General features: G+C 70.5%; 13 protein-coding genes and 2 pseudogenes. 8 read left to right on the forward strand and 7 right to left on the reverse strand.

The features are described 5' to 3' along the window. Positions 1-28 precede the first annotated feature (28 nt). The 3 genes from Manayef4_RS19615 (at position 29) to Manayef4_RS19630 (ending at position 3,369) form a co-directional block, all read left to right on the forward strand. A complete protein-coding gene (locus Manayef4_RS19615; RefSeq protein WP_254665756.1) occupies positions 29-694 on the forward strand; it encodes a hypothetical protein in 666 nt (221 codons plus the stop codon). 513 nt (positions 695-1,207) lie between these two features. Further along, positions 1,208-2,797, forward strand: a complete 1,590-nt coding sequence (locus Manayef4_RS19625; protein ID WP_070132746.1) for an FMN-binding glutamate synthase family protein — start codon at positions 1,208-1,210, stop codon at positions 2,795-2,797. Positions 2,798-2,895: 98 nt separating this feature from the next. Beyond that, a complete protein-coding gene (locus Manayef4_RS19630; RefSeq protein ID WP_011437301.1) occupies positions 2,896-3,369 on the forward strand; it encodes a VOC family protein in 474 nt (157 codons plus the stop codon). A gap of 91 nt (positions 3,370-3,460) precedes the next feature. Here the strand turns inward: Manayef4_RS19630 and mptB are convergent, their stop codons facing one another. Next, the gene (gene mptB / locus Manayef4_RS19635; RefSeq protein WP_175443433.1) at positions 3,461-4,888 is read right to left on the reverse strand and encodes a polyprenol phosphomannose-dependent alpha 1,6 mannosyltransferase MptB; all 1,428 of its coding nucleotides are present in this window, start codon (positions 4,886-4,888) and stop codon (positions 3,461-3,463) included. Positions 4,889-5,400: 512 nt separating this feature from the next. On the opposite strand from mptB, the gene Manayef4_RS19640 reads away from it, so the two are divergent. Beyond that, a complete protein-coding gene (locus tag Manayef4_RS19640; protein WP_175443434.1) occupies positions 5,401-6,657 on the forward strand; it encodes a glycosyltransferase 87 family protein in 1,257 nt (418 codons plus the stop codon). On the opposite strand, the gene Manayef4_RS24505 is transcribed toward Manayef4_RS19640, so the two are convergent. Genes Manayef4_RS24505 through Manayef4_RS19660 form a run of 4 tightly spaced genes read right to left on the reverse strand, consistent with a single transcriptional unit; the run spans position 6,647 to position 11,406 of the window. Then, positions 6,647-7,408 carry a hypothetical protein gene (locus Manayef4_RS24505; RefSeq protein ID WP_011437304.1) on the reverse strand — a complete coding sequence of 254 codons (762 nt, stop codon included), beginning with the start codon at positions 7,406-7,408 and terminating at the stop codon, positions 6,647-6,649. The two genes, Manayef4_RS19640 and Manayef4_RS24505, sit on opposite strands and share 11 nt — an antisense overlap. Continuing rightward, complete coding sequence (locus tag Manayef4_RS19650) at positions 7,395-9,029, reverse strand: VWA domain-containing protein (RefSeq protein WP_070132750.1); 1,635 nt, start codon at positions 9,027-9,029, stop codon at positions 7,395-7,397. Before Manayef4_RS19650 ends, Manayef4_RS24505 begins: the two co-directional genes overlap by 14 nt. Next, positions 9,026-10,285 carry a toxic anion resistance protein gene (locus Manayef4_RS19655; RefSeq protein WP_083282573.1) on the reverse strand — a complete coding sequence of 420 codons (1,260 nt, stop codon included), beginning with the start codon at positions 10,283-10,285 and terminating at the stop codon, positions 9,026-9,028. The genes Manayef4_RS19650 and Manayef4_RS19655 overlap by 4 nt, the downstream gene beginning before the upstream one ends. Next, positions 10,282-11,406, reverse strand: a complete 1,125-nt coding sequence (locus tag Manayef4_RS19660) for a solute-binding protein (RefSeq protein ID WP_011437307.1) — start codon at positions 11,404-11,406, stop codon at positions 10,282-10,284. The genes Manayef4_RS19655 and Manayef4_RS19660 overlap by 4 nt, the downstream gene beginning before the upstream one ends. A gap of 202 nt (positions 11,407-11,608) precedes the next feature. Here Manayef4_RS19660 and Manayef4_RS24515 point away from each other — a divergent pair. The 3 genes and pseudogenes from Manayef4_RS24515 to Manayef4_RS19670 form a co-directional block, all read left to right on the forward strand. Next, positions 11,609-11,731, forward strand: a pseudogene (locus Manayef4_RS24515) (IS607 family transposase); the annotation flags it as partial. 33 nt (positions 11,732-11,764) lie between these two features. Continuing rightward, positions 11,765-12,340 (forward strand): annotated as a pseudogene (locus Manayef4_RS19665) (RNA-guided endonuclease TnpB family protein); the annotation flags it as partial. Further along, positions 12,337-13,080, forward strand: a complete 744-nt coding sequence (locus Manayef4_RS19670) for a transposase (RefSeq protein WP_256388624.1) — start codon at positions 12,337-12,339, stop codon at positions 13,078-13,080. The pseudogene Manayef4_RS19665 and the gene Manayef4_RS19670, both read left to right, overlap by 4 nt. A 176-nt stretch (positions 13,081-13,256) precedes the next feature. Here Manayef4_RS19670 and Manayef4_RS19675 read toward each other — a convergent pair whose 3' ends face one another. Both Manayef4_RS19675 and Manayef4_RS19680 read right to left on the reverse strand, forming a co-directional pair. Then, positions 13,257-13,544 carry a type II toxin-antitoxin system RelE/ParE family toxin gene (locus tag Manayef4_RS19675; protein ID WP_011437076.1) on the reverse strand — a complete coding sequence of 96 codons (288 nt, stop codon included), beginning with the start codon at positions 13,542-13,544 and terminating at the stop codon, positions 13,257-13,259. After that, positions 13,541-13,840 (reverse strand): type II toxin-antitoxin system Phd/YefM family antitoxin, encoded by a 300-nt coding sequence (locus Manayef4_RS19680; RefSeq protein ID WP_011437075.1) that lies wholly within the window; start codon positions 13,838-13,840, stop codon positions 13,541-13,543. The genes Manayef4_RS19675 and Manayef4_RS19680 overlap by 4 nt, the downstream gene beginning before the upstream one ends. A 98-nt stretch (positions 13,841-13,938) precedes the next feature. Between Manayef4_RS19680 and Manayef4_RS26795 the strand changes: the two genes are divergently transcribed. Further along, complete coding sequence (locus Manayef4_RS26795; protein WP_011437074.1) at positions 13,939-14,190, forward strand: hypothetical protein; 252 nt, start codon at positions 13,939-13,941, stop codon at positions 14,188-14,190. Positions 14,191-14,358: the final 168 nt, after the last annotated feature.

Here is a 14,358-nt window from a genome sequence, read left to right on the forward strand (position 1 = left end):
CGGCCGGTTACGCATGCGTGTCACAGATATGACCCGCCTCGGGAAGAATCCCGCGCTACTCGCCACGGACCTGCACCCCCACCCTTGTCATCGTCGGGTACCGGCCGCCACCCGACACCTCAACCCGACGCCTAGCCCGGCCCACCCGCGCGGCCACTCTCGTCCGACCCGTCCGTCCGGCCCGTCGGCCCTGCTGGTGGGGCCGACGGGCCCACCAGGGTCTCTACTATCCCGCCGGGCCTCGATAAAACGTGACGAAGCGTGCAGGGCGCGGCGTGTCCGATGCGGCGCGCGGTCGCCCGACCGGCTCACCGGCGGGAGGATCGACGGGTGTGGCGGGACGGACGGATGCGGCGGGACGGACGGATGCGGCGGGACGACGATCGGGCTGCTGCCGGGCCTGTCCCGGGACGAGGGAAACGACCATCTCACCGTCAGCCTCCCGACCGGGATGGGCGAGCTGCGCAACGGCCTGCTCGTCCGCGRCAGCGACGCGTTGGTCGCCGTCGGCGGAAGCTGGGGAACGCTCAGTGAGATCTCCTTCGCGCTCCGGACCGGGAAGACGGTGATCGGTCTCGACACCTGGGCCGTGGACACCCGGGATTCATCGCTGCCGACCGTCATCCCGGTCCAGGATGTTGACGATGTGGTGCCGCTCCTTCCAGCACACCTCAATGATGCCGGCCCTCGATGACGTCTACCGCTTGATGACGTCTACCGCTTTTTGTCCGACACGGTTATGACCCCCATCATAGGCGTTCCGAAGTTGCYGTTGGCGTCCTGGATGCCGCCCTCCGGCCCAGGTGCGACCGGCTGGTTGAAGTCATCCAGGTTCGAGTGGAAACGACAGCGGTGGAGGAAGGATCCCGCCTTGCGGAAAGTTGGGGTGAAACTTTCTCYCGGATCGAGCACCTCGTCGGTGCCCCGGTGGTCCGATGCCCGAGAGAAAGAGGCCGACATTCCGGAGTGCTGTGAAAGTTGTTGTGAACAGGGAGTTACCCTGTTCGCCGACGGCCAGCTCGCCATTGCGAGTTCCCGCCCATTGCGTGTCCCCGCGGCCGCGGCGCGGCCGTGGAACACCTCGTGAACCGTCCGGCGTATAGCGTCGAAGGCGCCGGACCCGACGGGTCCAGGCAGATCGGCCGGGTTCCGCCGGCCGCGGCCCGCGCACAGCCTGCGCACGGGGCCGGTGCAGGGAAGGATCGCGATGTTCTCGTTCGGGATACTGCCGGCCCTGGCGGGGCTCATGGCGGCGGCAATCGCCGCCGGGCTGTGGTGGTCGGCGGACTGGTGGGGGGCCGCCGCCGTGTCCGGCGCCCTGCTCGCCCTGGCCGTCCACGACGTCACGCAACGCCGGCACGCAATCCTGCGGAACTACCCGGTGTTCGGCCACCTCCGCTTCATGCTGGAGTCCATCCGGCCGGAGATCCAGCAGTACTTCATCGAACGCAACTACGACGGCCGCCCGTTCGACCGCGACATMCGGACGAGCATCTACGAACGCGCGAAGGGCATCCACAGCGACCAGGCGTTCGGCACCGAGCGCGATGTCAACGCGGTCGGCTACGAGTACCTGCTGCATTCGACGGTGCCACTGGCGGTTGCGCCAGGCACCCCGCCGCCCCGGGTGCGCATCGGCGGCCCGGACTGCACCCAGCCGTATGACATGGCGCTGCTCAACATCTMGGCGATGAGCTTCGGAGCGTTATCGGGCAACGCCGTGCTCGCGATGAACCGCGGCGCGGCGGCGGGCGGTTTCGCCCATGACACCGGGGAGGGCGGTCTCACCGAGCATCACCTGCGCTACCACGCCGACCTCGTCTGGGAGATCGGCAGCGGCTACTTCGGTGCTCGCACGGCGGACGGCGACTTCGACCCGGCGCTGTTCAAGGACAAGGCGGCTCTTCCGTCGGTCCGGATGGTCGAGCTGAAGCTGAGCCAGGGCGCCAAGCCCGGCCTCGGCGGCATCCTGCCCGCGGCGAAGGTCAGCGCCGAGATCGCGCGGGCCCGCGGTGTCCCGGCCGGGGTGACCTGTGTCAGCCCGCCGGGACACCGGGTCTTCTCGACTCCGCGGGAACTGGTGCTGTTCATCGCCCGGATGCGGGAGCTCGCGGGTGGCAAGCCCACGGGATTCAAACTGTGTATGGGGCCCCGGCGGGAATTGCTCGCGATCTGCCRGGCGATGCTGGCCGAGGGGATCACCCCCGACTTCATCGTCGTCGACGGAGGTGAGGGCGGCACCGGCGCCGCGCCGCTGGAATACGAGGACCACGTCGGTACTCCGCTCACCGAGGGCCTGATGACGGTGCACAACGCACTCGTCGGCGTCGGCCTGCGAGACCAGGTCCGGATCGGGGTGAGCGGCAAGATTGCCACCGGGGTGGACATCGTCAAACGGCTCGCCCAGGGCGCCGACTACACCAACGCGGCCCGCGCGATGATGATGGCGGTCGGCTGTATCCAGGCGCAACGCYGTCACACCAACACCTGCCCGGTCGGGGTGGCCACCCAGGATCCGCGCCGCGCCCGCGCGGTGGACGTCGCGGAYAAGGGCGAGCGGGTGCGCCGCTACCAGCAGGCCGCGGTGGCCCAGGCGGTACAGATGATCGCCTCGCTGGGCTGCGCCGGTCCCGAACAGCTGCATCCGGGGATGCTGATGCGCCGGGTCACCCACACCGACACCCGTAGCTACGCCGAGCTGTACGAGTGGCTCGAACCCGGGGAACTGCTCGTCGAGCCGCCGGCGGACTGGGCCGCGGACTGGGCTGCGRCCGACCCGGACCGCTTTCGCCCCTGATCCAGGGGTACCACGACGCTCTTCGGGAAAAGCTCTTCGGGAAAAGCTCGTGCGGGAAATGGCCGCGCGCTTCTCATCCAGACAGGAAGGAYCGGAGGATGCCAGCAATCACGCCATGTCTGTGGTTCGACACTCAGGGCGAGGAGGCGGCCAGGTTCTACACGTCGATCTTCCCGAACTCGCGGATCGTCGACATCACCCGCTACGGCCCGGCCGGGCCCCGTCCCGAGGGCACGGTCATGACCGTCCGGTTTGAACTGGATGGCCAGGAGTACGTCGCGCTGAACGGCGGACCCGAGTTCACCTTCTCGGAGGGGATCTCGCTGCAGGTCGGCTGCGGTTCCCAGGCCGAGATCGACGAGTACTGGGACCGGCTGACCGACGGTGGCGAGGCAGGACCGTGTGGGTGGCTCAAGGACCGGTACGGGCTGTCCTGGCAGATCGTGCCCACGGCCCTGTCTGAGCTCCTTGACGATCCCGACCCGGGCCGGTCCCAGCGGGCGATGCAGGCGATGYTGAAGATGTCGAAGCTCGACATCGAGGAGTTGCGCCGGGCCGCCGACGAGGCGTGAGGCCCGGCGACGGACGCAACGGGCGCCGCGCTCAGGGCACGGGCGCCGTGCTCAGGGCACGGGCGCCGCGCTCAGGGCACGGGCGCCGCGCTCAGGGCACGCTGGCGAGACGACGCCGGGCGGCCAAGGCCACGGCGATGCCGCAGGTCAGGGCGACGAGCAGGACGATCGGCCCCTGCCGGACGAACCAGGGGGCGACCTGCGGGTGATCGACGAACAACAGCTCGCAGTGCGGCAGGGCCAGGAACGAGCCGACCACGGTGACCGCCCCGAGCACCCGTCGCGGCGCCTGCCCGGTCAGGCCGAGGAGCACGGCGCCCCAGGTGAGATACCAGGGATAGAGGACGGGTCCGAGCAGGRCCAGGCTGAGTAGTGCCAGCCCGGCGGTGGCATGCGGTTCGCGGTCGCGGACGGTCRCCAGCAGCCAGACGAAGATCCCGGCGGCRACGGCCACRCCCGCGGCCCGGGTGGGTCCCACCAGATCCTCGAAGCGCATCGCCGATCCGGCCATCCTCGCCAGGGCGGACAGAAGATCGGCGAGGCAGGTGGTCGGGGCGTAGAGGGTCAGTCCGGCGGCCGGTGTCCGCGCGGCGCGCAGCCATCCGAAGCCGTCGGGTACCAGACTCGAGAGCACCACGACGACGCTCGCCACGACGGCGAGGTCCCGCCCAGCGACGGCGGCGGCGCGACGGAGCCGGGATGAACGCCGACCCGATCCGACCGAGGCTGCGGTCGCGGCGGTAGCGGCACTCACCGCCGCGACCGACCGCCAGACCAGCACCACCACGACGACCAGGGCCGCGGGCCACTTCACCAGCGCGGCCGCGGTGATGAGGACGAGACCGAGCACCGGCCTGCCGCGGTACACCGCCGTCAGGCCGCTGGCAAGCAGCGCCAGCAGGATGGCCTCAAGATGGATCGCGCCGACGAGCTGCAGCAGCACGATCGGACTACCCGCGCAGAACGCCAGCGCCCAGGGCCGTCGCGCCGCGGAGGACACCCGCACCACGCACACCGCCATCACGACGACGCTCGCCCCCGCGACGATCCGSTGCAGCAGGACCGCGCGCAGGACGTCACCGCCCGCAAGCGCGGTCACCAGCCGGAAGTAGCCGAGGGCGACCGGCCCGTAGGGCGACAGCGATGATCTCCAGATCGGATCGACGGCTAGCAGGATGGGACGGGCGCCGAGCGCGGTGGGCCCGGCGGCGTAGGGGTCGAGCCCGGCGGCGAGCATCGTCCCCTGCGCGGTGTAGCAGTAGACGTCGAGGCTGAGGATCGGCGGGCCGAGCAGCACCGGAACGGCCCAGAAGCCGATGACGAGGCCTATCCGCGGGACCRACAGGTCGCCGTGGTGCGCGCGCTGGCACAACCGGAACCATGCGCCGACGAGCAACGCCACCCCGATGATCATAAAAGCGGGTAGCGGAGAGGGGCGGTCGAACRGCACCGGGTCGAGCAGCCCGAACCAGCGTGACGGGGTCACAACTCCGGGCTGCAGGGCCAGTCGCCCCGCCACCAGCACCACCAGCACCGATCCGGCGGTCCCACATCCCGCGAGCAGGACGATACCTCCGTCGAGGCGTCCGCCGACGCCCCTACCGGGGCGCGACGAACAGCGTCGAGCAGGATCGCCCGGTCGGGCGGTTCCGTGCGGCGCGGCGCACTCTATCTCGTCCATTCCGGTATAAAGCCTGACGTTTCTACATCGCCAACAGGCAGCGCGCCCGGGAGCACCCGGTGAACAATACCTGTCCTGTATGGATGTCGGAGCCCACGGGCGCCGGCCCGGCCCGCGGTGTCCTGCCTCGGCGCCGGGCGGCTACCGGCGGCTAMCGGCGGATGGCGCCGGGATGAACGGCGGATGGTGGCTGCCGGGCTCCCTGCTGGCGGACCGCCTCGGGGTGCTATGCCGAACGCATGCGGCAAGCGAGAACCATGGGCCCGGCAACCGTTACCGCCTGCCCCAACGGGGAGACGGCAGGCCCGGGACCGGTGCCGGTCGCCTCGGCGCGACCGACGGCGCCCGTCGTGACCACGGGCGTCGTCGCCGCGCTGGTGGTGCTCGCGGTGATGATCGCACCGCAGCCGCAGACCGACTTCGCTGTCTACCGGCTGGGGGGGCAGGCTGTCTGGGACKGGTCCGCCCTTTACCAGGTGCGTACGGCGGCCGGCCTGCCCTTCACCTACCCACCGATCGCGGCGGTGCTGTTCACGCCGTTCGCCGCCATCCCCCTGGGGGTGGCTGAGGTCGTCTGGGCCGCGCTGACCGTCGCGGCACTCATCCTGCTGCTGTCCAGGCTGCGAGCCTGGCTCATCCCGCCGACCGACACCGCGCGGGCCGCCGGGGTCGGGCGGGCACTGGGCTCGCGCTGGGCGCCGCCGCTGCTGCTGGTGGCGGCGCTCGCGACGGAACCGGTTCGCAGCACCATCATCTTCGGGCAGGTCAACATCCTGCTGATGCTGGCGGTCTGGCTCGATGCCGGGCCCGGACGGCGGTCCACACCGTTCGCCCGACTGCCACCCGGTGCTCTCACAGGTCTCGCCGCGGCGGTGAAACTGACTCCGTTGATCTTCGTGGCCTACCTGTGGCTGGCCGGCCGGCGCCGGGTGGCGATCGCAGCGGCGGGGACGTTTCTCGCGGCCCATGCCGTGGCGTTCGCGCTGGCACCCGCGGCGTCCCGCGCCTACTGGGGCGGGGTGTTCGCGGATCCGGGCCGGATCGGCTCGGTCACGTACGCCGGCAACCAGTCGCTGTCCGGCGCGATGACCCGGATCTGGGGAGACGGCGCGTCGGTCGTCCAGATCCACCGGCTGGTGGTGGCCGCGGTCGCCGTCGCCGGGCTGGTGCTCGCGGTGCGGCTGCACCGGCGCGGGGAGCCCGTCGCGGGCCTGCTCGCCTGTGCGGTCACCGGACTGCTGGTCTCGCCGATCTCGTGGAGTCACCACTGGGTGTGGGCGGTGCCGACGCTGCTCTGGCTCRCCACCCACGCCACCCACGGCACCGACGGCACCGACGGCACCGACGGYCGAGCCTCACGCCGGTACGTCGGAGCGGCGCTCGCCGGCTACGTGTTGTTCGTGGCCTCCCCCGTCTGGTGGATCACGCCACACGACCAGAACTGGCCGCACCGCCGCGACCCGACCATCCTCCTCACGAACGCCTACGTGATCGCCGGTGTCGTACTCCTGGTCACCCTGGCGCGCGTCGCAGGCCGCCGGGACCTGTACCGCCCATCACGGAGAATGCGACATCCGGACCTGGTGCGCCGGGGCGTCAGGGGCTAGGTGGGCCCGGGATGCGTGGCAGGTCGGGCCGGGCGAGATCGGGCCGGGCGGGATCGGGGAGGGTGAGCTCGGTCGGGCCGAATCGGTCGGTGAGGAAGCGGCTGTGCGCGAGCAACTGGGCCGTGTCGCCGCGGGCGGCCGCCTCGGTGACCTCACGCATCCCACCGGCGAGCAGGGCCAGCGTCGCCAGCAGGACATCGCGGGGGGTACGGCCGTCGGGCAGCCGGTGGGTCTCGGCGTAGGCCCGCGGCAGCCCCAGATAGGTCTCCACCGCGGTGGGCAGGTAATCGGCGACCGTCCGCTCGACGGCGAACGTCTCCGGCGAGCCGGGACGCAGCAGGTGCGGGGTGTCCAGGACCTGCCGCAGCGCACCGATGACCTCCTCGGCGGCGGCGACGAGTGCCCGGTCGTCCGGTGCCCGGTCGATCAGGGCCCGGTACTGGGCCTCGACCGTCGCCCGCAGATCATCCACGTCGATCCCACCGCCCGCGACCGCGGCGCGGCGCGGCGGTGCGACCAAGGCGCCGATCGCGTAGAGCGCCGCGACGACCGGCGGCCAGAACGGCCAGTCCACCAGGCCCGCGGCACTCGCGCCGGCGCCGGCGAGCGCGCATGTGCAGCCGGCGATGTTCTTGGCCGAACCGAACCAGGTGAGGATCCACTGTCCCCGGCCGGGGATCGGCGCCGACGGGGGTGGTGCCGGGCGCGGGAGCCGCGGTGGACGCGGCGTCGGYGGTTCACTGGTAGCCACGGATGTCCTTGAACGCGTCCGCCAGCGACGAGGTACGGGCGTCGAACACCGCGCCACCGGTGTCGGCGGAGATATCCCGCAGCGCCGCCGGGTCGGCCTCCCCGAAGGCGATCGTGAAGGTACGCACGGCACGCGCGGCCGCCGGCAGCCGCTGATAGGAGGAGCGGAAGTCGGCGGCCGAGATACCGGAGTTGTTCTCCCCGTCGGTCATCAGGACGATCGACGTGAGGTAGCCGGGGTCGGCCTCAACGGCCGCGCCGGCAGCCCGGTAGCCGGCCTCCAGCGCCGAGTAGATCGCGGTGCCGTCCTGGAGCCGCAGGCCGTCCACGAACGTGTTGACGCCCGCCAGATCCGCGGAGCCCGGCCGCGGGTCGTTCACGGCGAAGTCCACGGGGTCGTTGGCCCGGCCGGCGAAGGTGATCATCGTGATCTTCTCGCGACCCCGGAACCGGGCGAACCTGCCGGACAACGTGTCGTCCGCACCGGTGAGTCCGCGCAGCGCCGCCTGGAGCGCCGCTATCCGTGATCCGGCCATCGACCCGGACACGTCGAGCAGGAAGATGGCGTGGCTGGGCCGCCGGAACCGGTCGAGGTAGGCGGACAGCAGCTGGTCGGCGACCTGCCGGCTCGCCGGGAAGGGCAGCTCGGTGAGCGTCCGCGTCGGGAACCGGGCGTCCAACGCCACCCCGGGCAGGGCCGGCCGGCGGCTCGTGGCAGTCTGCAGCCGGTGCTGCGTCCGCGGCAGGCGCAGCCAGCTGACGACCCGGTCATAGAGAYCACGCTTGTCCGGCCGCAGCAGCAGGAGAGGGTAGTCGGAGGTGACGATCCCGTCCCGGGGATAGATCAACTCCAATGGTTCGCGCAGCCGGTGCCCGGCGTTCAGGGCCAGCAGCACCGACTCATAGTTGATCATGCCGCCGAGAGTGTCCTGGGAACGGGCGTAGGCGTCGGTCAGGAAACCGGAACTGCCCGCGGTCAGTGCCTGGCCAGAGAAGAACGAGGTCAGCTGGGCAGGTCTGATGTCCTGCGGGCGCAGCGCGTCCGAGGTGCCGGCGAGTGCCGCCGCCACCCCGACCAGGGCGGAGAAACCCGAGTTCGACGCCGCGGGATTCGTCATGGCGTAGGAGAGCTGGCCGGCCGCCACCTTCGCGGCGATGTCGGCCCAGGTCACGTTGGGGTTGCCGGTCCAGCCGAACTGCCGGGCCAGGCTGCGTCGGACCCCGAACACCACCGGTGACAGCATGATCGACGATCGCGCGGCTACGGACGTCGCGCCGTTCGGCAGCAGTCGCAGGTACCGGTCGGAGGCGAACCAGGCGGCGTCGGCCTGGGCGGTGCCCCTGGTAATCGCGTCGGCGCCGTCCAGGGTGCCGGTGTAGCTCAGCCGCAGGGTGACGCCGGTCGCCCGGGTGAGATCGGGAAGCAGCGGCTGGATGTCCTGGAGTTCGGAGCCGGCGAGGACGGTAAGTTCGCCTGCGGACCCGCCGGTGCCGGACCCGCCGGTGCCGGACCCGCCGGTGCCGGACCCGTCCGCCGGTCCCGGGCCTCCGCCCGAGCAGGCGGCCACGAGCAGCACCGTCAGGAGACACGCGAGCAGGGCCGCGGGCGGCCGTCGGTTCACCGGCCGCCGCCCGGCAGCGTCAGCTCGCCACCGCCGTCGGGGTACGAGCCGAGCTCGCCGATCTCGCCCGCGGCCGACCGGTCCAGGTAGGCGGTGGCCCTGCCGATCTCGGTGGACAGCGCGTCCACCGTCGTCCGCATGGTGTCCAGCGCGGCGGCGCGGTAGTCGTCGATGGCGTCGATGGTGGCGTAAATGTTCGCGAAGGCCTGCTGGAGGGTCCGCAGCGAGACGGTCGCCGAGGACGCCTGCCGGTGCACGTCGGCGCTCTGCYGGCGCAACAGCTCCGACGTGCCAGAAATGATCTTCTCGGTGGTGCTGTTCAGGGCCGAGATCTGGTCAAGGACCAGCTTCTGGTCGGCCAGCGCCTGGGCGACGATCACCGCGGTGCGCAGGGCCGACACGGTCGTGGTGCTCGCCCGGTCCACACCCTTGATGAGTTCGAGGTTGTTGCGCCGGAGCAGGTCCAACGCAAGGTAGCCCTGTGCGCCGACGGCAAGCTGGGTAAGCAGGTCCTGGTGCTTCTGGCGGACGTAGAACAGCACGTCCCGGCGAAGCTCCTCAGCCCGGTCCGGATCGGCGCCCGCGAGCGCCGCGATCCCCGTTTCGAGCTCACCGTCGAGTCTGCCGGCGAGGTAGGCATACTCCCGCAGCCGGCCGATCGCCACCCACAGGTTCTGCTTCTCCTGCTCGATGGCGGCGTTGTCCCGGCGCAGCTCCTCCTGACCGTGCTGCAGGGCRCGCAGGATCCCGTCCAGATGGGCCTGCGACGACCGGTAGGACGCGAAGTAGTCCCGCAGCCGGTTGCCGAAGGGGAGCACGCCGAGCAGCTTTCTGGGGGCGTCGAGATTCTGCCGGGAGGGGTCGAGGTCCGCCACGACCCGGCGCAGCTCGACCAGGGACTTCGACACCGCCGAGGTCTGGTCGAAGGGCCCGGAGTTCATCGCCCGGGTGGGCTTGTCGAGCAACCGGTTGGACACCGACGCCGATTCCCGGATCTCCTTCTCCCCCAGCCGGTGCACGGCGGCGACCTTCGACGCGAACGCCGGCGAGTGGGCATCGATGGACAGCAGCGTGCGCGCGAACGTGCCAGCCTGCTCGTCCAGTCGGGCCACGGCGTCCGGATCGATCGGAACGGCCGGTTCGGCCCGGTCAAGGGGCACCGGTGCCACCGGCTCGGGCGGGGTCAGCACCAGGCCGCCGGGTGACGTATTGCCAGGTGCCGTATTCCGGTCGGCGGCCGGCGGTTGCGTGGTCAACCGGGTCTCCCCTGCGCCTGGTTCACAATCTTGTCAATCATGCGTTCCTCGATGGCGGCGGTGGGCGGTTCCACCACGTCGACCAGTGACGGCGGCGGCGCGAGACCCCGTTCGGTGGCCAGGCGGCGGCCGTACGCGGCATCCGCGGTACGAAACCCGTGCTGAGCCGCGAGACGCTGCAGCTGCGGGTCGGTGGCAAGCAGCCGCCCGGCGGCATCGCCATCGGCGGTCAGCGGTACCACCGTGTGCTTCGCGTAGATCGTTGGCTCCGGGTACATGAGGACCATGTCGGGGCTGATGGAGCCGTCCTTCGCGAGCTGGCGGGCGACGAACTGCGCCTCGTAGATCATGGCCATCGGCGTCTTCCCCATCCCGATGGTGAGGAAGTCGTCGAAGGGTTCCTGGGTGGACTGCTCGACATAGCCCTGCTTGACGAACAGCGGTGCGCAGCGGGCGGCCACCCGATCCGCCGCGGCGCTGTCGGCGACGACGTTACCGCCGTTCTCGACATAGCTGGCGATCGCCAGGTACAGCGCCGCGGAGTTCGACGTCCGCACATCCGTCGAACTGATGAGCACGGACTTGCCGGTCTCGAAAGCGGTGTTCCCCGGCAGGTCCGACCAGCGGGTGTTCTTATCGACCAGATCGAGGTAGCCGCGCATGTTCAGGACGCGGTGGCCGCCGTCCATCCGCACGACCCCGGCGTTCTGCAGCAGTGACGCGATCGGCTGGAAGGTGGCGATCGCCATCGGGCTGAAGAAGGGGACGTAGGACTTCGTCACCTTCCTGGCGGCCCTGATCCGGTCGGCCTGCGGCGCATCGGCCGGAAAGGCCAGGTCATATGGGGTCAGATCGCGGCTGGTGGCGATCTCCCTGGAGCCCGCGGTATCGACCTGCAGCCGGTAGCCGAGCTCCGCGAGCCGGGCGCCCACCGCGGGGTCCGCGAAGAAGTCCCGCTTCTCCGAACCGGCCAGGACCCGGACGGTCCGCACGTTGCCATCGGGCGGACCGCCGCCGGCGTCGCCCCCCAGCCGGGGGACCACGATCAGGGCCACCACCGCAATCACGAGCAGACCGGCCAGCAGGAGCCCGACGGTCCTGCCCCGCTGCGCCGAACGCACCAGCCCTCCGCCCGAATCCCCCGATTGACCCCTCTGCCCCCATAATGGTAGATCCTGGCGACACGTTCTCGACGTTCAACCCACGCGACCGTTTCCTGGTGACCGGTGGATCGCCGCGGCGCCCRTCCGTGGGAGACGAGGGGGTGCCAACTGTCGCTCGTCCAGTAGTCATTGGCGCTCTATAGTGAGCTATGATGGTCATGTGAACCTCAAGGAGTGGGCCGAGTCGCAGGGTGTGGCGTATGTGACCGCGCGCCGTTGGTACGCGGCCGGCAAGCTCCCAGTTCCGGCGCGCAGGGTCGGCGGGCTGATCCTCGTCGGCGAACCTGACCAGCCGACGGGCGATGGGCTGACCGCGGCCCACGCCCGGTCGAAGCCGGGCAGCGCTGGGCGGCGGCAGCGCGCCGCCCAGCTCGCGGCGATCCATGTCCGGGTCGCGAACCAGCGCCACAACGGGCTGCACAAGCTCACGACCCGGCTCGCCCGGTCCCACGACACGGTCGTCGTCGAAGATCTGCACGTCGCCGGGATGGTCCGTAACCGGCGGCTCGCCCGCGCGGTCGCCGACGCCGGCATGGCCGAGGTCCGCCGGCAGCTTGCCTACAAGACCCGCTGGTACGGATCGACGCTCGTCGTCGCCGACCGCTGGTATCCCAGCTCGAAGACCTGCTCCGGCTGCGGCTGGCGAAACCCAAGCCTGACGCTGTCCGAGCGCACGTTCACCTGCCAGTCCTGCGGGCTGGTACTCGACCGCGACCACAACGCCGCGATCAACCTGCACCACCTCGTCGCCGCCAGCGCGTCGGAGACGGTAAACGCCCGTGGAGCCGACCGTAAGACCCGCGCGAGCGGGCGGGTGGCTGGGAAGCGGGAACCCGGCACGGCTTCGGCCGGTCAGACCGGGGGTGCCTCACCGAGAGGCGAGGCGGCATAGGTGATGAGCGCTATCGATCATCACGATGCAACGGTGCCCGCTGGTACCTCGTGCTCTCGTGTGACGACCTTCCCGCCGCGGTGGTGGAACCCACGGGCGCGGTGGTCGGCCTGGATGTCGGGGTCGCGTCGTTGGTGACTACCTCGAACGGCGACCACTACGGCAAYCCGCGTTTCCTCGAACGGTCCGCCGAACGCCTTGCCGACGCGCAGCGAGACCTGTCCCGCAAGAAGCGGGGCTCGAAGCGACGGAAGAAGGCCGTGGCACGGGTTGCGGCGCGGTCCCGCGCAGTCGCCCGGCAGCGGGTCGATCTCGCGAACAAGGCCGCGCTCGAACTCGTCCGCGACCACGACCTGATCGCCGTCGAAAAACTTAACATCAAGAGTATGGTCAAGCGGGCCGCGCCCAAGCCTGACCCCGACCGGCCGGGAGCGTTCCTGCCCAACGGGCAGGMCGCCAAGACTGGGCTTAACACGTCGATCCTCGACGCCGGGTGGGGGGTGTTCTTCAACGTGCCGCGTGCCAAGGCTGAAAGYGCCGGGCGGACGGTTGTTGAGGTGAACGCCCGCCGCACCTGGGTGACCCGGGTGGCGTCGGCGAACCAGCGCAGCACGAGCACCGCCTGCTCACGACTGGTGAGCTTCCGTTGTCACCGCCCCCCTTCAGCCACCCAGCCGCCTACCGTCCGTGATGCTCACGCAGAGCTATCGATCGTTGCGCGGAAAGGCTCACTGAGGTGAGGAGTTGACCGAAGTCGTCGGCGGACAGGACTGCGTTTGCTCGCGGCGGYAGCCCCGCTGGAGCAAGGCAACGGACGCGTGAGGAAGGGGTCGGTGCTTCGTCAGGCTTCCGGCGCCATATGTGCAAGCAGGGGGACATCGGCGGTGCTCGTACCGGCACGCTGCGGTCTCGCCGCTCAACGCCCGCGGTATGCGTCGGCGCGGTGCTCTACGGCGGTCACGAGAACGATGCGGTTCTCTTCGTCAATCTCATAGAGCACCCGGTACATGCCTCGCCGCGCCGACCAGGTTCCAGCGTAGGGCGGGTAGAGGAGACGCTTACCGAGCCTGTGCGGGTTCTCCAGGAGCGTCGTGGTGATGAACTCGTGTACGGCCGTGGCGACCTTTTCCGGTATACGTCCAGCAAGCGCGCGGGCCGCCGGACCGGTGATCTCAAGACGGTACGGCCCGGCAGCGCCCGTCATGACGAGCGTCTCCTGGCATCCGGCGCGGCGCGCTTKGCCATGAGCGCCGCCAGGTCCTCGGCGTCAAGCACGTCGCCGGCCTCGACAGCGGCGCGGGACTCGGCCAACTGCCGCATGGTCTCGCGGTTCGACAACACCTCGACGGTCTCCTCCAGCGCCGCGAGGTCGTCAGGCGAGACGAGGATCGCCACGGCATGACCATGGCGTGTGATCTCTACCCGGTCATGGGTTCGCTCGACGTCGTCGAGCAGCTCCGAGAGGCGGTTCCGAGCATCCGTGAAGGGCAGCGTCGTCACGATCTCAGTCTACGCTCAAGTGGCGTGAAGTTAAGGCAGAACTCGCGGCTCGAATCGGCCACAGAGACAGTCGGCCCGGAGGCCAGGGCGCACTGGCCATGCGCACTGGCCAGGGCGCCCTGGGTGGCAACTCGGCCGTCATCCGCGCAGATCCCGAGCCCGCCGCGTGGGGCCGAGCCGCGGCGGGCACCCGGGCCACACCGACGACGAAGACTGCCGAGCCGTCCTACAAGTGCGTGTGCAACCAAGGGGTGGTGCAGATCGTCCATCGCTGGCGGGCCGAGGTGACCCCGGACGGCCCGACCGATGCCCAGGTCAGCTGGTACGGCGGTGTYGCCCGGATGCCCTGAGCACTGACCCGCGCGAGCGTTCACGAGGTCGGGTCCGCATGATCGCGCGGTGGTCCCATGCGCGGTGGTCCCATGCGCGGTGGTCCATGCGCGGTGGTCCCATGCGCGGTGGCCACGTTGTGGGGGGCAAGGCACGGTCCAGGGGACCGTGGACCGTGCTCAGGTCCT

Origin of the sequence: Frankia sp. CgMI4 (assembly GCF_001756285.1) — a bacterium.
GTDB lineage: Bacteria > Actinomycetota > Actinomycetes > Frankiales > Frankiaceae > Frankia > Frankia casuarinae.

Excerpts from the sequence above, each read along its gene's own strand:
- Manayef4_RS19675 (WP_011437076.1), bottom strand. The coding sequence starts at position 13,544 with ATGACGGGCGCTGCCGGGCCGTACCGTCTTGAGATCACCGGTCCGGCG.